The organism is Streptomyces sp. NBC_00353 (assembly GCF_036108815.1).
GTDB lineage: Bacteria > Actinomycetota > Actinomycetes > Streptomycetales > Streptomycetaceae > Streptomyces.
This window is the reverse complement of the sequence record NZ_CP107985.1, coordinates 2,709,451-2,723,104: the sequence shown is the minus strand read 5'-3', so window position 1 is coordinate 2,723,104 and position 13,654 is coordinate 2,709,451. Positions and strand designations below refer to the sequence as shown.

General features: G+C 67.7%; 11 protein-coding genes and 1 pseudogene. 6 read left to right on the top strand and 6 right to left on the bottom strand.

What is annotated here, in order from left to right:
* Positions 1–12 precede the first annotated feature (12 nt).
* The 3 genes from OHA88_RS12475 (at position 13) to OHA88_RS12465 (ending at position 2,766) form a co-directional block, all read left to right on the top strand.
* Positions 13–408: a VOC family protein gene (locus OHA88_RS12475; protein WP_328625554.1), complete on the top strand. Its 396-nt coding sequence runs from the start codon at positions 13–15 to the stop codon at positions 406–408.
* A 431-nt stretch (positions 409–839) separates the two neighbouring features.
* Entirely contained in the window at positions 840–1,565 is a 726-nt protein-coding gene (locus OHA88_RS12470; RefSeq protein WP_326606519.1) for a DUF4241 domain-containing protein, read from the top strand.
* Between the two features lie 760 nt (positions 1,566–2,325).
* Positions 2,326–2,766: a hypothetical protein gene (locus OHA88_RS12465; RefSeq protein WP_328625553.1), complete on the top strand. Its 441-nt coding sequence runs from the start codon at positions 2,326–2,328 to the stop codon at positions 2,764–2,766.
* Positions 2,767–2,796: 30 nt separating this feature from the next.
* On the opposite strand, the gene OHA88_RS12460 is transcribed toward OHA88_RS12465, so the two are convergent.
* The 3 genes and pseudogenes from OHA88_RS12460 to OHA88_RS12450 all read right to left on the bottom strand — a co-directional run.
* Positions 2,797–3,321 carry a hypothetical protein gene (locus OHA88_RS12460; RefSeq protein WP_328625552.1) on the bottom strand — a complete coding sequence of 175 codons (525 nt, stop codon included), beginning with the start codon at positions 3,319–3,321 and terminating at the stop codon, positions 2,797–2,799.
* 791 nt (positions 3,322–4,112) lie between these two features.
* On the bottom strand, positions 4,113–4,937 hold the full coding sequence (locus tag OHA88_RS12455; protein WP_328625551.1) for a glutamate racemase: 825 nt from the start codon (positions 4,935–4,937) through the stop codon (positions 4,113–4,115).
* A gap of 44 nt (positions 4,938–4,981) precedes the next feature.
* Positions 4,982–5,544, bottom strand: a pseudogene (locus tag OHA88_RS12450) (transposase); the annotation flags it as partial.
* A 584-nt stretch (positions 5,545–6,128) separates the two neighbouring features.
* On the opposite strand from OHA88_RS12450, the gene OHA88_RS12445 reads away from it, so the two are divergent.
* The 3 genes from OHA88_RS12445 to OHA88_RS12435 are packed head-to-tail and all read left to right on the top strand — an operon-like array spanning position 6,129 to position 8,823.
* The gene (locus OHA88_RS12445; protein WP_328625550.1) at positions 6,129–6,707 is read left to right on the top strand and encodes an IS607 family transposase; all 579 of its coding nucleotides are present in this window, start codon (positions 6,129–6,131) and stop codon (positions 6,705–6,707) included.
* Entirely contained in the window at positions 6,700–8,343 is a 1,644-nt protein-coding gene (locus tag OHA88_RS12440; protein ID WP_328625549.1) for a transposase, read from the top strand. Before OHA88_RS12445 ends, OHA88_RS12440 begins: the two co-directional genes overlap by 8 nt.
* 9 nt (positions 8,344–8,352) lie before the next feature.
* Complete coding sequence (locus tag OHA88_RS12435) at positions 8,353–8,823, top strand: hypothetical protein (protein WP_328625548.1); 471 nt, start codon at positions 8,353–8,355, stop codon at positions 8,821–8,823.
* A gap of 152 nt (positions 8,824–8,975) precedes the next feature.
* Here OHA88_RS12435 and OHA88_RS44625 read toward each other — a convergent pair whose 3' ends face one another.
* The 3 genes from OHA88_RS44625 to OHA88_RS12425 form a co-directional block, all read right to left on the bottom strand.
* Positions 8,976–9,062, bottom strand: a complete 87-nt coding sequence (locus OHA88_RS44625) for a DUF6221 family protein (protein ID WP_443044370.1) — start codon at positions 9,060–9,062, stop codon at positions 8,976–8,978.
* A gap of 502 nt (positions 9,063–9,564) precedes the next feature.
* Positions 9,565–10,839, bottom strand: coding sequence for a serine/threonine-protein kinase (locus OHA88_RS12430; protein ID WP_328625547.1), 1,275 nt, complete (start codon positions 10,837–10,839; stop codon positions 9,565–9,567).
* A gap of 633 nt (positions 10,840–11,472) precedes the next feature.
* On the bottom strand, positions 11,473–13,383 hold the full coding sequence (locus tag OHA88_RS12425; RefSeq protein WP_328625546.1) for a TerD family protein: 1,911 nt from the start codon (positions 13,381–13,383) through the stop codon (positions 11,473–11,475).
* Positions 13,384–13,654: the final 271 nt, after the last annotated feature.

The following is a 13,654-nucleotide window of genomic DNA, read 5'->3' as shown; positions in this document are numbered from 1 at the left end:
TCTGGGAGAGTCATGACAAGTAGGTTCACCGAGTTGGTCGTTGACTGCCACGATCCGGAGAGGCTCGCGGCCTTCTGGTGCAAGGTCCTGGACTTCAAGGTGATCGATCGGAGCGAGGGCAAGGTCGAGATCGGCTCCTGGATGCCGACCATCGAGGATGTTCGGGCCCGCCAGATGCCGCCCACCTTGGTGTTCATCCAGGTGCCCGAGGACAAGACTGTGAAAAACCGGCTTCACCTCGACGTCAGCCCGATCGACGGCAGCACCGAGGACGAGGTGACCAGATTGCTCGGCCTCGGCGCCACCAAGACGGACGTGGGCCAGGGCCCAGACCGAAACTGGGTAGTCATGGCAGACCCCGAGGGCAACGAGTTCGACGTCCTACGCACCCTGGCACCGCAGACCTAGGCCGCGGGCACCCGCACCCCGTCACACACCGCAACCGCTACGTTGCCGAGAAGACCTCACTGAGGAACTCCGGGCGACAGGGAAGTACTGAGCCCAGCACCAACGTTTCCCGTCGCACGCCTATGCGCGTGGCCGGCTCGAGTGCGTCCCCATACCAAGGGTCCGTTTCGGATCCCGCCGGTAGCTGCGAGCTTGGTGGGCTTGCCGCCCCTCCCGGCCTCACTGCGGGAGGGGCGGGCCCGCGCTGACCTTGCGGTCTGGCTGCCTACCTCCGCGACCTGCCAGGCGGCATCCGGCGTAGTGGCGGTACCACGGCGAGCTGACCTGGTCACGGTCGCGTTCCGTGTGTCGATGCACGAACTGTCGATGTCACTGGGCCCACGTACCTTTTCGGTTGACCGCCCGGCCGGGTGGCGACGGAGGGACGAGACATGGAGTGGATCGGGGACGCTCGGCTGGCGGCCGGGCCGGAGGCCACCTGGTACCTCGAGACGGCGTTCACGCCTGGGGAGCACCTGGGGACGGTGTACGACGATCCGACAACGCCGGTCGTGGTCACGGGGATTGAAGAGGTGACCGCCATCCGCATACCCAGCGGCCGTCTCGTCGTGGACGCGCCGTGGCATGACGACGAAACCTGGGAGTACGAGCGAGGACTGCCGACGAGTCCCCCACGGGAGCTGGCGGTGCGAATTCCCCCGGGCACCTACCGGGTGGAGATTGCGTGGACGGCGGGGCCGTACGAATTCTTCGGGGAGCACTTCGACGGCGTTGCGTGCGCCGCGACCCGCTTGTGCATCAGTGAAGACCTCGTGGTCGGGTGGGAGATGGGCCTGGGTGTCGACGACGATATCGACCGGCTTCAGCCGGGCGAGCAGATCCGTTTTGGCTCCGACGCCAATGTGGGCTGCTTCGCCGACGCCGGCGCGTGGATGGCTTTGACCGCGCCGTTTCGCGCGTATGTGGACGGCAGGCCGGTGCCGCGCGACTCCGAACAGCTGCCCGGCTGGTGCGAGCGGGTAACCGACGAGTCGCAACAAGCCGATCTGGTCACGTTCACGGCAGAGTCGGGCGGCGTCGTCTGGCTGGGCCGCACCAAGACCGGCGACGTGGCCGCGATCGTCGTAACCAGCGGCATGCCTGGTGCCAAGGCCTGACGCGGCGCCACCGGGCCTGCCGGTCTCCGAACTTCTCCACTCGCTTGAGGGCTTGACCAAGTGAGGTGAGGAGTATCCCCGGTCGTTCTCAAGAATCCCCATCATGGCAAGGCATCTGCCGGTACGGCCGCTGGCCGGTGACGACGAGGCATCCGTGGCAGCCCTGACTGCCCTCCGTGGCGGCGCTACCTACGTTGTGTAGAAAGGTACTTGGCCCGCCGAGTTTCATGCCCGGACGTATGCGCTCCACCTTCGGCACACGCGGCGGAAGGGCATCGAGACTGTGGGACTGGAACGAGCGGTGCAGCTCCTCGGTCGGCATGACCAGTCGGTGCCTCTTGGGCAGGTCACAGCTGCCGATAGGTCTTGGTTCTTCATGCTCTTCCTCACCGCAGACGGCGGCGCACCGGTGGCCTGCACTGGCGTACGGCGGGCGTGCGCGTAGTCACCGCTTTAAGCGCGAGGTCGGGCGAGTTGGGATCTGACCTGCAGGGTGCCGACTTCGGCGGCTGCTGGCCGTGGCCTCCGCCGGCAGCCGCAGTTCCGCCGTGAACCCCGCCCGATCCGGCACGGTTGTGGCACGGGGAACCGCACGGACCTGCGCATGTGAGGCCGACCGCACCGTCCGGAGCACCACGGGTTCACATGCACAGGCTGACGAAGAAGTTGAACATGTTCAGTAATGCTGACAGGATGACGAGCACGTGCTCGACGACTGGTCGATACGCAGTCGTTCGCGTGTCCCGCGGAAAGTGTTGGGGTGGCGTGTGTTGCGTTCTACCGGGCAGCCCTGGCCCTCGTTCCCGTCGCGTTCGCCCTCGTCGCATGTGGCAGGCTGGCCTTCCCGCCCGTCCCTGACGGTAAGCCGACCGAGCTTTCCCGATCCCAGACAGTGACCACGTGGACCGATACCGATGGCGGCACACTGGAGCTGAAGCCGGACGGGACGTTCACCGCCGATGACGTCTGCGGCGGCTATTTCGGCATCGATGCCGACGAGCCGGAGAACGAACCCAGGTCGGGATCAGGCACCTGGCGCGACTCTGACTGGCAGGGACAGACCAGCGTCGACATGTCGTTCAAAGCCGATGGCGTGAGCTTCGGCTACGAGGCCTTGCGAGACGGCAAGACACTGAAGCTCTGGACTTGCGTCGGCGACCCCGACGAAGGCCTTCCGCTCTGCATCCTGACCTCGCGGTAAGGCCTCGGAGGGGTGTTCGTCGGCCGGAAGCTATAAGCCCGCGAGTTTGAGTACGAGCCCGTTGTACAGACAGATGGAGATCGTCAGCGCCAGGAAACTGGTGACGGTATGCATCGTGTGAGTCCGGCTGGCCCCGAGGCCGAGGTGGGCGCGTGCAGCGGAACTGATTCTTGGTCTGTTTTGCGCGTCACCTGGGGCGTTGCGCAGTGCGCGTACCAGGGCCCGCTTGGTCCTGACCGAGGTGAGTCCCAAGCGCACGCCGTGCTGGTCGCGTACCAGGACAGCGTGGTACGCCCCGCCGTAGTGGAAGGTAGTAAGTAGTCGGACATCCCGTATGCGTGTGAGATCCACCGAGCGCTGACCGGTCCAGGTTCGCGCGGTGATGTGAGTCATCGAGCAACGGATCACCCGCATCTCCTGGCACTGCTCCAGAAGCGCGACACCCGCTGCGAGGCTGCCCACGAAGGCACAGAGCACGGAAGCCTCGGTCGGAAGGTAGTCCGCCAGCGCCAACAGCCAGGCGCCGAAGGGTGACAGGAGAAGCAGCGCCGTCACGCCGCTCGCACGCCGTGCACGCGATCGGGCCTTGGCAGGTGCTATTCCAGCGGAGTCCACGCAGAGCAGCGTAGAGGGAGCAAGGTCGGCTGTGCGCGTCGATGGCGCCAACCGGCCTGAACGGGTCCGGAGCGGTAGCCCGGGAGGCAGCTCCTTCGGCCCTTCCGGCGGACGCACGATGGTTCCTCGGGCCGTTCAAGATTGGTGAGCCGATGAGCGGGGTGGGTCGGGGTGGTTGTTGAGCCGTATACCTGTGCTGCTTTGATCAGCGCGTGACACGTAGTGATGATGTGACTGGCGGCAGAGCGCGACTGGCCGTCGTTTTCGGCGGAGCTTCCGTCGTGTGCTGGTTCTGCTGCCCCTTCTGGATGGTTGTGTGGCCGCTTGCCCTGCCAATCGGTCTTGCAGGCGTTGTCCGGGGATTCATCGAGTGCCGAGCCGCCTCCCGTCAGGGCGTCAGCCGTGCCCAACCCTTGATCGGCTTGGCGCTCGCGGCGGTAGGGACGGCAGCGGCAGTCGTGTACATGATCTTTGTGTTCACGCATCCAGACCTGCCGATTCAGGGGTAGGACGGCGGAGTCTCATTGGGCGAGTCGACACCTGAGCGATCTTGAAGACCGTCGTCGCAGCGATGTGACCGTGGGTTCAATCCCACACCCACCGCAGATGAACGGCACCCGCCGATCCGGGCCGTTCCCGTGTGCGCTGTCCGCTCTGTGATCTCCCAGGGTTTGCCGCGAACGGAGTGGCTGTACGCCTGGCCGACGAGAAGAAGGGGTTCCCGGGCTTGCTCAGATCGCTGGAGCAGCCATCGAGGCGCGAGTTGCGGCAGTGATGAGAATTTCGCGGGGCACCCGCGCTGCGGCGGCAAGGGCGCGACCCAGCGGGTAGGCGTGGGCGCCTGCTGGGAGATTTCCGCGGCGCCCGCTGAGTACCACGTCGATGGAGCCCGTGGTGCTGCGCGATTGCGTGGTTCTGTCCAATCGCCGCAGTGTTTGGCGGGCGACTGCCTCCGCGCTGTCGTACAGGGTGGTTCCGGTGGGCAGGCTCTGCAGAATCTCTGGCGCCACCAGGGGGTAGTGCGTGCATCCCAGCACCACGGAGTCGCAATTCTGGGGGGTCCGCTTTGCCGCGTCGGCGATCGCTTCCGTTGCTGCGGTCATGTCTCCGTGGTCGATCGCCTCGGCCAGACCAGGGCATGCGACACGCGCGACAGGCCGGCCGTTCGCGAAGTCCGCGATCAGGCGATCCTGGTAGTCACTCGCCGTGGTCCGGACGGTTGCCCACACGGCGATGCCTTGGGCGGCCGCTGCGGCCGGCTTCACGGCGGGCACGGTTCCGATCACAGGCACACGGGGTTCAAAACTCTCGCGCAGAGCGTCGATCGCGGTGACGGTGGCGGTGTTGCAGGGGACCACGATGGCCTCCGCGCCCCGCTGGACGGCCAATTGAGCGGCACTGAACAGACGGTCCGTGACGAAGGAGGCCGTTCTCGATCCCCAGGGGGCGCCGTCGGGGTCCAGAAACAGAAGCAGATCGAGTTCCGGGGCGAGGTGCCGAAGCCACCCTGTGGTGGAAAGGAGGCCAAGCCCTGAGTCGATCAATGCCACCATCATGGGAGTCAAGTTACCAGCCGACCACTCGCGCAGATGGCGGTCCGTCACGGACGGCGGCGGGGGCGGTCCTCCCAGCGGTGAGTGGTCCACGCTCGGCGGATCAGGCTACGCACGGTGATGATGGTGTCGGCGAGGTCGAAGAAGGCGTCGATGACGGTGGCCCGGCGCTCGTAGCAGCGGGCGAGGCGGTGGAAGGCGTTCTGCCAGGCGTGGGTGCGTTCGACGTGCCACCTCTGACTGGCCTGGATCGGCGCCCTCTCGCCCTTGTGCGCGATGCGGCCGTGCAGGCCACGTTCGTGGAGCAGGGTGCGGGTCTTGTCCGATTCGTAGCCGGCGTCCAGGTGCACGGTGATGTCGTCGGGCAGCGGTCCCAGGTCCTCCAGGCGGTCCAGGGTCGGGGCGAGCAGCGGGGAGTCGTGACGATTCGCTCCAGCCAGCACACGACCAAGTGGGATTCCATAACCATCCGTCATACCTGAGCGCTTCAATCCCTGTTTGCCGCGATCTACCGGTCACCGGCCTGCGACCTCACCACCGCCGGGGCCTTGGTGATGGAACCGTCGACGGCGATCTGATCGAGGACGAGGCCGACGATCCGGTCGTAGAACGACCTTGACGCCCCGAGCCGTGACTGCTCGGTTCTGCCTGGGTAGAAGGTGGTCGGGATGGGAGCCCACCTGGTGATGTCAACCTCGGCTCCAGAACCCGTGCTTGGGTGCTCACCGTGACGTGCTTGGCCGGCCGAGTGGCGTCACGCGGCCGGCGTGCATCCATGGGGGCTGATCGACCGTCCTACAAGAAGGCGAGCAGAACCCGAGGGAGCATGGATGGACACGTCCACGCGCGAGCCCGATCGCGGACCCGACAGGAACGACAACACTCCTGCACATGGGACTCAACCGTCGGCCAGGACAGTTCTTGCGGTCAGGGCCGTCGGCTGCCTGGCCCTCATCGCCGGCATGTTGGCACTGTGCGGAGCCGGCCACTTCGCTCACGAGTTCTCGGACTCTCTCAGCGACCAACGTGCCCTCCGCTCCGCTCACGAATGTGGCTTCGGGGAGAGCAGCCGGAATTGCCTGCGGCGCATCGACGCCACAGTCGCGGACGGGCACTCGGAGGGGTCAGGAACTGCTCTCGACTAAGTGTCGATAAGTGTCCTTTAGATGTCACGAGTGTCGTATGATCTGGTGTATGAATCTGACGGAATGGGCACGCGCACAGGGGGTCGCCCCGCGTACTGCGTACCGCTGGTTCCGTGAGGGCACGCTGCCGGTCCCTGCGGAGCGAGTGGGGCCGCGCACGATCCTGGTGAACATCGACGCGAACACCTCACCGTCCGTGACCGGTGGCGTGGGACTTTACGCGCGCGTCTCCTCCCACGACCAGAAGGCCGACCTGGAGCGGCAGACCGCACGCTTGTCGGCATGGGCCGCGAAGGCCGGGCATAAGGTCGTGCGCGTCGAATCCGAGATCGCTTCGGGCATGAACGGCGCCCGCGCCAAGGCCCGTCGCCTGCTGGCCGACCCGGCGGTGACCACCGTAGTGGTGGAGCACAAAGACCGGTTGGGCCGCATGAACGTCGAACTCGTCGAGGCCGCTCTGGCTGCAACCGGTCGTCGACTCGTTGTGCTGGATGACGGCGAGGCCGAAGACGACCTGGTGCGCGACATGGTGGAGGTTCTGACCTCGTTCTGTGCCCGCCTGTACGGTCGCCGCAGTGCGAAGAACCGTGCCAGGAAGGCACTGGAAGCGGCGGCTGCCGATGGCTGACAAGAAGAAGCAGCTCCGCACCATCGACCCGCCGTTCGTTGCTGTCGGCCCGTCCGGTGTGGCGTTACGCGACCGCCTCAAGCACCTCACACCAAAGGACGAGAAGGTGTTGCGTCTGGTCGGCGAGCACCAGGGCCGCCTGGCCTCTGGCGATCTCAAGGCCCGTTGCGAAGCCGGGCACAAGCACGACAACGACGCGTGGGCATCGCGCAAGCGTGACCTGACCGAGCAGTCGTCGTCGCGTATCGCGGGTGCGATCACGAAGGCCACGCACGACCAGTACGGCCTGGCCCGACGCTGCCTGCTCGCCCATGTCCACAACCTTGAGGCCGGTATCCGCACGCTGCGACACCGCCTGTCCCTCCCGATCGGGGAGAAAGGCAGCAAGCGGGCGCCGGGCGGGTACCGGTCCAAGGGCGAGTGGTTCCACAAGTCCCGCCGCCTGGCCACCCTGGAACACCGCCTCGACGTGGCCCGCGACGACTGGAAGACCGGACATGTCCGTGTCGTCCGCGGCGGCCGGCGGCTGCTCAGGAACCGGCACAACCTTCATGCCGCGCAGCTCACCGAGCGCGAGTGGCGTCAGCGTTGGGAGGCTGAGCGCTGGTTCCTCGCCGCAGACGGCGAGGCCGGAAAACGCTTCGGGAACGAGACGATCCGCGTCACCCCGGACGGCGAAGTGTCGATCAAGCTGCCCGCCCCGCTCGCCCACCTGGCCAACAGTAAGCACGGCCGGTACACCCTCACCGCCCGCATCGCGTTCGCGCACCGGGGCGCGGAGTGGGCCGACCGCATCACCGCGAACCGGGCCGTGGCCTACCGCATCCACCTCGACACGGACCGCGGACGCTGGTACCTGACCGCATCCTGGCAACGCCCCGCCGTGCAGACTATCCCGCTGGAGACCGCCCGGGCCCGGGGCATGATCGGCGTCGACACCAACGCCGACCACTTCGCCGCCTACCGGCTCGACCGGCACGGCAACCCGGTCGGAGACCCGCGCCGCTTCGGCTACGACCTGTCCGGCACCGCCGACCACCGCGACGCCCAGATCCGGCACGCCCTCACTCGCCTCCTTAACTGGACCAAACAGACCGGCGCGCAGGCGATCGGCATCGAAAACCTGGACTTCGCCGCCGAGAAGACCCGCGAGAAGCACGGCCGCAAAAAGCGGTTCCGGCAACTCATCTCCGGTATGCCCACCGGCAAGCTCAAGGCCCGCATCGTCTCCATGGCCGCCGAACACGGCATCGCCATCGTCGCCATCGACCCGGCATACACCTCGATGTGGGGCGACCAGCACTGGCGCAAGCCCCTGATCAGCAGGACTCGCAGCATGACTCGCCATGACGCCGCCTCGGTGGCCATTGGCAGGCGCGCCCTCGGGCACCCGATCCGGCGACGGACGGCACCGCCCCAGCATCACCAGAGTGATGATGCTGGGCATCGGACCGTCCAGGCCGATCGTGGTGACCGAGGGCGTGAGGAAACCCGCCGCCCCGTCGCGGAGCGTGCACACGATGCACGTTGCCGGACAGGGACAACGAGAACGCGGGGGATCAGCGCATCCAAAACCGTTCGGGATGCGCGCAGTACTGGGACGTGGGCACAAGGCTCACTCCTGGACACTGTTTAGGAACGGTTGGTGTTCACTCTCGATGGACCCGTCGCCGTCGCCGGAGAGTACCGCCTGAGCAACCCGCCCAGCACTTTGGAGGACCTGAGATCCGGGGAACATGTCACCGTCACCGTCTGGCAGGGCCGCCGTACCGCCATAACCAGGGAGAGCACGGGTGGGACCCGTCTCCTCCCGGACGCCCCGCAAGGCAGGCTGCCTCTGCACTCGGCGATGGTCCTGATGTTGCTCAACGTGGCCGGCTGTGCCCTGTCCGCCACCTGGTGGTGCCTGTGGCGGACCCACGAGCTCATCGGACCCCGCGGTAAACGGAAGCTGTGGATCGTCGCTCGGACAATGTTGGGTCTGGCCCTGGTGGCCGCTGGGATCGGCTACATCGCCAGGGATTTCGCGAGTCTCGCACCCATCTTGATCGTCTGGCCGGTCGCGGCAGTTCTCTTCGTCTCCTGGAATCGCCGGCGCTCTCTCGACAGCGGCTGATTGCCTGTTGACTGGGCGTCCTCGATGCCGTTGCCCTTCGACCCGGAGCAATGCGGGCAGGAGCCTGCGCAGGCGGCAGGGTCCCGCTCACCTGCGGAGACAGTCCGGATGTGTCCGCCGCCGGCTGCTGTGGTTGTCACGCAGTCAGACACTCAGCCAGAGCTTCGGCGCGGCCGCCACTGCTCACGGTAGTCCTGGTGGTCGGCGTAGGGCAGGGCCAGGTCCAGAGGTCGGGACAAGGCCAGTCCTCGCCGTCATACCGGCATCGTTTCGGCTGTCCCAGGGCAACTCTGGATCACCGATACGCGGCAGCCGCCAACCTTCTGGCCCTTAAAAACGCAGCCCTGGCTGCTTCCGGCACGGACGCCTGCGTGGTACCCCTTCCCAGGCCAGAGGCTTCCCCATAGGAGCTCCGGCGAGGGGCCATTGCTCCTGCCTGCAGTCAGGTGGTGCGCGGTGCGGTGCGGGCCTCGTCTCGGGCCGACAAGTTGAGCAGGCGCATGGCGTCGTCGGAGGGGGTGCCGGGTTCGGGGCTGAAGATGAGGATGGTGACGCCGTAGGGGAGCTTTCCGAGGAGGAGCCGCGCGGCGTCATCGAAACCAACCTGTTCGGCGCAGTCTGGGTCACCCAGGCTGCGATCCCCTACCTGCGCGAGCAGGGCTCAGGCCACATCCTCCAGGAGGCAGGTTTCCCGGTCTCATGTGTGCTGAATCCGAGCAGCGCAGAACGCCCCGGCTCTTGTCAGTGCTTGCCCTTGCCGCCGTGCTTGTCGGGCTTGTCGGGCCTCGGCTCGGTGTTGTCGGCCGGCTTCTGTGTCTCCTGGGCGGCGGGCTGTGACGGAGAGGAGGAGGGTGCCGGTGTGGAGGGAGAGGAGGACAGCGGCGTGGACGGATCAGCCTGCGGTCTCTGCGCCGAGCCGGTGTCGGGCGAGAACCAGGCCATGCCGACGAGGAGCGCCACGACGAACAGGGCGGCGGTGCCCAGCGCGGTCACGAGTCCGGAACGGCGGAGGAGCGACAGGCGAGGACGGCGCGGCACCGCTCGGTGCACACTCGTCCTCCATTCGGTGTCCGCCGTCGGGAGGAAGACGCCCCCGGTAGCTGTGGTGTGCGCGGGCGTCGAGAGCCCAGTGGGTCTCGAGCCCGTGACAGGCAGCCCGCCGCGGCGGGTGTGGTCCTGGTGTTCCTGTGGCAGGGGTTCCGGGGCTCCGCGCCAGGACCCGTGTGCGAACCAGTTCGCCGCTTCCTCGGCCGTGGGCCGTTCCTGGGGCTCCTTGGCCAACAGGCCGAGCAGGTAGCTCTCGAAGGCGGGCGGGAGACTGGCGCCGAGTTGCCGGGGCGGGACGGGGACGGAGTCGAGGTGCTGATGCAGCACTGCGAGCGCGGAGTCCGCCTGGAACGGCGGCCTCCCGGTGAGGAGTTGGTACAGCACACAGCCCAGGGAGTACACGTCGGAGGCCGGACCGGCGGCGTGGCCCAGGGCGCGTTCGGGCGCGAGGTAGAGGCTGGTGCCGACGATGTGGCCGGTGGCGGTGAGGGCGTTACCGGGGTCGTCGAGGAAGCGGGCGATGCCGAAGTCGCCGATCTTCAGGGTGCCGTCCGCGTCCAGCAGCAGGTTGGCGGGCTTGATGTCCCGGTGGACGATGCCCTGACGGTGGGCGGCGGCGAGTCCGCCCGCAGCCTCGGCGGCGATACGGGCGACCCGTTCGGCGGGGAGTGTTCCCTGGACGGCGAGCGCCCCGGCGAGGCTGTCACCCTCGATCAGGTCCATCACCAGGAACAGGCGGTTGTCGTACTCGCCGAAGTCACGGACACCGACCACGTGCGGGTGGTTGAGGCGGCCGGCGGTCTGCGCCTCCAGGCGGAAGCGGGAGGCCGCGGTGGGGTCGGCATCCCGGGTGAGCATCAGCTTCACGGCTACCGGTCTGTCCAGTGTCTCGTCGAAGGCGCTCCAGACCTCGCCCATCGCTCCGCGCCCGATGGCGTCCCGTAGCCGGTATCGGTCCGCTATCAGCACCGTGTCTCTTCCTCATGCCCGAAGACGTCTTGATCGCCGCAGGCCATGAATTACCGCGAGAGCACGGATGAAGGGGGGCGCCGCAGCGGCCCCAGCCTACCTGCCCCGCGAGGGCCGCATTCGGAGCCGACACCCCTTCCAGGAGGCGCCCGTGCGAAACGGGCGGTACGGCACCTACGACGCAGAGTTGTCGAGTTCCGCGTCGCGCCGATCCTGCGGGAAGCGTTGCGCTCACCGGGATACGTGCATGGAGGGCGACTGAGTCGTGACGGTCTCAAGCGGATTTCCTCGCAAGAGTGTTGACTCCGTGACCGTCCCCCATTGCCGGTGATGTTTCCGACGCGCGGTGCGCTGGACAAGGTGACCCGATCACGCGGGTCGGGGTGCCCGCTCTCATGGGGAGGTATGCGGGCGCCGAACGCAGGAGCGGGCCGGCCCCGTGCCGGCTCGCTCCTGCGCTGTATGGCGGCTCGGGCATTCCACGTGGCAGTGGCGCCCGAGCCGTCGTCGCAACGACTCGGGGCGCAACCCGCCGGACTGACCTCAAGCCTGCCGGTTCCTGCACCTCGGCCCCCACCCGCACCGCGTCGCCGTGCCTGACCCAGGGGACGTACAGACCTTCATCACCGTCGTTCACTCGGCGATGTGGACCCCGTATCCGCGGGCCAGGACATCGAGCCCATGGTCGTAGCCCTGGCCGACGGCGCGCAGACGCCAGATCGGACCCCTGCGGTAAATCTCCGCGAGCAGCATGGTGCGTTCGGTCGTTGCGGCGTCCAGGGTGGCCCGGGCGAGTGGTGCCCCGCTGCTGCCAGGGGCAGCGCCGATCTGGATGGCGCCGACCGTCCCGAAGGTGGCGGCGCCGTCGAGGGCAGCGGCGACGACGACCTTGCGGGTCGCGGGCGGCAGGGATGCCAGGTCGACAGCGATGGTCTGTTCCGCCGGGCCGCCGGTGAGGAGCCGCACGGTGCCGGCAGGGCTCTCCGGGGCGCCGTAGAAGATGAAGTCCTCGTCGAAGGTGACCTGTTCGTCCTCGTCGAGTATGAAGGCGACGACGTCGATCTCGCAGTCGGCCTGCGGGGCCCAGCCGGCGGTTACGTACCACTCGGGCGAGGGTGTGCCGTGCGGCATGGGCAGGTCGATGACGCCGCCTCTTGGCATCACCTGCGGGTCCTGCGGCCGGACAGCCGCTGTGCCCTGGCCGACGACGGTTGGCGCGGTGAGCCAATGTGGGTCGTGCACGGGGAGCGCAAGGGCGGTGATGCGGTGGATGCGCCGGTCGTTCTCGCCGCCCGGCAGGAGCACGACGTCGGTGACGCTGGCGGACAGATTGACTGCCGCGGATCCGCCCAGTTCGACGACACGCGTACGAGCTGCCGCGGCATCGGCATGTATACCCCCAAGAACCAGTACCCGGCGTCCCGTCAGCGGCCTGTCCGAGGTGCTGACCGCGTTCTCCGGCCGGCGCGGAGCGGGGACGGATACGACGGGGGAGAGAGTGGGCAGGGTGGGTGCTTCTGGGGCGGGTGCGGTAGAAGCCGTGGTGGACACCGGCTCCACGAACCGGACTTGTGCCGCTTCCGGCTCTTTCACCGGGGCGGCCACGGCGGCGACCGTCGCCTCATGCGCCGTCCCGCCCCGTACGTCGGCCAGCAGCCGCAGGAAGGTGTGCTCATCGATGACCGGCACGCCTTCGGTGACCGCGCGCCGGGCCTTCGCCGAATCGGACGCCGGCTCGTTGGTGACCAGCGCGCTGGTATGCCGGCTGACGGACGTCATCATGTTCAGCCCGGCGGCAACCGCCCGCCCCACCAGCTCCGCCCGGGCGTGGGCGGTCTCACCGCTTATCGCGATCTTCATTCCCTGCTGGAGCGGCCCGCCGGGAGTCAGCCGTCCCGGGTTCCGGTACGCGCAGGGCGACTTGGGTGGCTGCGGCGTGAACTGGGATTCTGCCCGGGGTGGGCAGGTCACCAGCGGCAACGGCAGATCAAGCCGCGCCGCCTCACGCAGCGACGCCCGCAGGATCCCGGCCAGCACCCGGGTGTCGTCCAGCGCATCGTGCGCGTGCTGCTGCGGTACGCCGTAGTGGGCAGCCAGGGTGCCGAGCTTCATGTCGCCCGTCGGCGGATCCACCTGGCGGTTGAGGGCCAGGGTGCACAGCCGCTGCGACACCGGCAGCCACATCCGCGCACGGGCAAACTCGTGGGCCAGGAAGTCGTAGTCGAACTGGGCGTTGTGGGCGACCAGGACCCGGTCCTGGAGCATCGCCCCGATCCGCCCGGCGACCTGATCGAAGGTCGGTGCGCCCTGCAGCCGCTGCACGGTCAGCCCATGCACATCCACCGGCCCTGGGTCGCATCCCGGATTGAGCAGCGTCGAGAACTCCCCGGTCTGCTCGCCGTCGGGACCGATAGTCACCACCGCGACGGACAGCACCCGGTCCCGCCTGGCAATGAGCCCGGAGGTCTCCACGTCGACCAAGGCCCAGTCGTAGGCGTAGTCGCCCGTGCCGGGCGGGCCGAATGAGGAGGAGGCAGGACTCATGGCGCCAAGGATGACCGGCTATTCGCCACTCCTTCAACCTGTATGCCGTTTTGCCCTGCTCTGGAAGGCCGTCATCCCCGGCAGGACTAGAAGCTCCGGCACGCGCGGCGCCGCCGGCACATGCCTTGTAAGTTCCATCACGGCCCGGAGACGGCCCCGGCCTACCGCATCTGTGCTTTGAACCAGCGGATCGCAGCGATCGCCGGTCCGACGACGGCGATGATCACGACAGCAGCGGCGATCTTGGCGCCCAGGGGCATTGCTCCGAACA

Coding starts and splice junctions, on each gene's coding strand:
- OHA88_RS12470 (WP_326606519.1), top strand. CDS start 840: ATGGAGTGGATCGGGGACGCTCGGCTGGCGGCCGGGCCGGAGGCCACC.
- OHA88_RS12445 (WP_328625550.1), top strand. CDS start 6,129: ATGAATCTGACGGAATGGGCACGCGCACAGGGGGTCGCCCCGCGTACT.
- OHA88_RS12475 (WP_328625554.1), top strand. CDS start 13: ATGACAAGTAGGTTCACCGAGTTGGTCGTTGACTGCCACGATCCGGAG.
- OHA88_RS12440 (WP_328625549.1), top strand. CDS start 6,700: ATGGCTGACAAGAAGAAGCAGCTCCGCACCATCGACCCGCCGTTCGTT.
- OHA88_RS12425 (WP_328625546.1), bottom strand. CDS start 13,383: ATGAGTCCTGCCTCCTCCTCATTCGGCCCGCCCGGCACGGGCGACTAC.
- OHA88_RS12455 (WP_328625551.1), bottom strand. CDS start 4,937: ATGATGGTGGCATTGATCGACTCAGGGCTTGGCCTCCTTTCCACCACA.